The organism is Paenisporosarcina sp. P4_E4_2 (genome assembly GCF_056401595.1).
Genome location: NZ_JBFUJC010000423.1, coordinates 1 through 2,369 on the forward strand (window position 1 = coordinate 1; position 2,369 = coordinate 2,369).

At 41.3% G+C, this 2,369-nt stretch carries 1 protein-coding gene; it reads left to right on the forward strand.

The window, feature by feature from the left end:
- A partial coding sequence (locus tag AC1DSB_RS18115; RefSeq protein WP_477587294.1) for a winged helix-turn-helix domain-containing protein occupies positions 1 to 2,369 on the forward strand: 2,369 nt, incomplete at both ends.

Here is a 2,369-nt window from a genome sequence, read left to right on the forward strand (position 1 = left end):
GAACCTGCCTTTACTGAAATCAAAGCTCGTTCCACCCGTAACCAGTGAGATTTATATGCGACGGTCTTCTTTGACACGCACATTCAAGCAAATCGCTTCCAAAAAATGCACACTGATTACAGGTGGGGCTGGATACGGCAAAAGTTCGGCAATTGCTCAATATATTGCTGACAGCCGCATCAATTGTTCCTGGTACTCCGTTTCTTCGGAAGATGACGACCTGGTACCTTTTTTACGGTATTTAATCGGCAGTATCCAAAGAGTGGTTCCAAGCTTTGGGCAGCAATTATTGAAAGATTGGTCCACACAGCCAGCCTTTCCCACAGAGAAAGAATTAATCGCTTGGCATGCCTGGTTTGTGAATGAACTGGATCAGATTGCTGAACCACTTGTCATTATTATCGATGACTACCATTTAATTGATCATGTTTTCTCCGTCAATTTTATGATGGAACGAATCTTGGAACATTGCCCAATCGATGTTCATATAGTGTTGATATCGCGCACTCGACCAAAATGGACGCAATTATTAAAGTTGAAAATGAGTGGCCAATTACTTGAAGTGAAAGAAAAGGACCTGGTCTTCACGGAAGAAGAAATACTCGTCTACTTCGAAGACTATTTCAACCGTCATTTATCCGATCAGGAGTCCAAACGTATTCTGGAAATTACGGAAGGATGGGCCATTGCCATTCAATTAATGGCGGTACAGTCTGTTAGTTCGGAGAGCCCATTTGATGTGGCGATTAAACCAGCGATGGAAGATCTATTTCATTATTTATCCGATGAGGTCTTTATGAGATTTACGGAAGACGAGCAAAAATGGCTTTTGCAGTTTTCTATATTCCCGACGTTTTCCTTGTCATTAATTGATGATTTTTATGGGAATGTGGCTTCGGAATTTTTACAATCGTTTCGCAATCATCACGGCATTATCCAACAACTCGGAGAGGATACAGTCTACCGGTATCATGCGTTGTTCCAGCAATATTTAATTGCCAAGTGGAAAAAATCGAATACCGAAGAATTGAAATTAGCCCAGAAAGTAGCTGCTCGCTATTTTGAGCAGCGAAACGACTCGATTCGCGCCATTCATCATGCGATTCAATGTGAAGATGCTCATTTCATTTCTCAAATCGTCATGACCGTGGCWCCAAAATTATTGAAATTGGGACAATTTGATTTAATCATCGATTGTTTAAAAGAAATTCCATTACAGTCTTTCAATGAATACCCTGCGCTCTCGTTTATTGAAGGTGAAGCCAATCGCTATCGTGCTTATTATGAAAAATCAAAACAGGCGTACTTGAAATGTCTGGCACTCGCTACCGAAAAAGATGATGCCTATTATATGAGCACCGCGCATGCGGGCCTTGCACATATCTATTTAGATACAATCCAACCTGGTTTGGCAGATCCGCATCTTGCGTCAGCAATTTCATTTGCGAACCAAACATCAACAATGTCGCAAACGGACATGTTCAATTTAAAACGTCAATTTGCCGAGAATCTCGTGAATTTAGGAAAAATGAGAGAAGCCAATGCGTTTATCGTCAATGAGCAGTTACCAGTGGATCTATTGACCGATGGCAATTTGGATGCGCGAATTTTATTGAGGACGGGAAAACTATCTGCTTCCATTCATCTGCTTGAAAACCGTTTAAGGGAAGGGAATATAGTTCCCGACTCTCATCGTGAAGCTGCTGTTCTCCTCGCCCTGTTGCATGCCATGATTGGGAATCTTACTGAAGCGAGCAATTATGCGAGTAAAGGGATTGAAAGTGGCATACGTGAAAAATCCAGTTTTGTAGAAGCTGTCGGGTTGATTCGAAAAGGACATTCAGAAAGTATCGATCGACTGCATTTGTTAGATGCACCTGTGCGCTTGTATGTGCAAGCCATCGACATAATGGACCAATTGGATGTTTCCAGAGGAAAAGCTGAGCCTTATTTGGGGTTGGCGCTGTTAAAAGCAAAGCAAGGTCTTCATCATGAGGCACTAGTCCTTGCTGAAAAAGGATTGCGGGAAACAGAGTCAGTTCAGGATTCCTGGCTTTCTGCTTATATTAAGATTGGTATTGCAATGATTTATTGCATTTATCATCAATATGATCAGGCAAATCAGTATGCCAGACAAGCAAAAGCTGACTTTGTGGCATGCGGCGATTCGTTTGGTTTAGTGGTTGCATCATTTTGGTTGAGTTTTTGTTCAATGCAATTAAATGATTCTCCTCTATTTACGGAAGAAATAAAATGCTTTGCTCGCTTTCTTTTGACCGAACAGTATACATTTTTTGTCGATAAATTAACGATGTATGGACCGCTGGATATGCAACAGGTATACTTGCTCGTTCAGCATGCATTAAAAC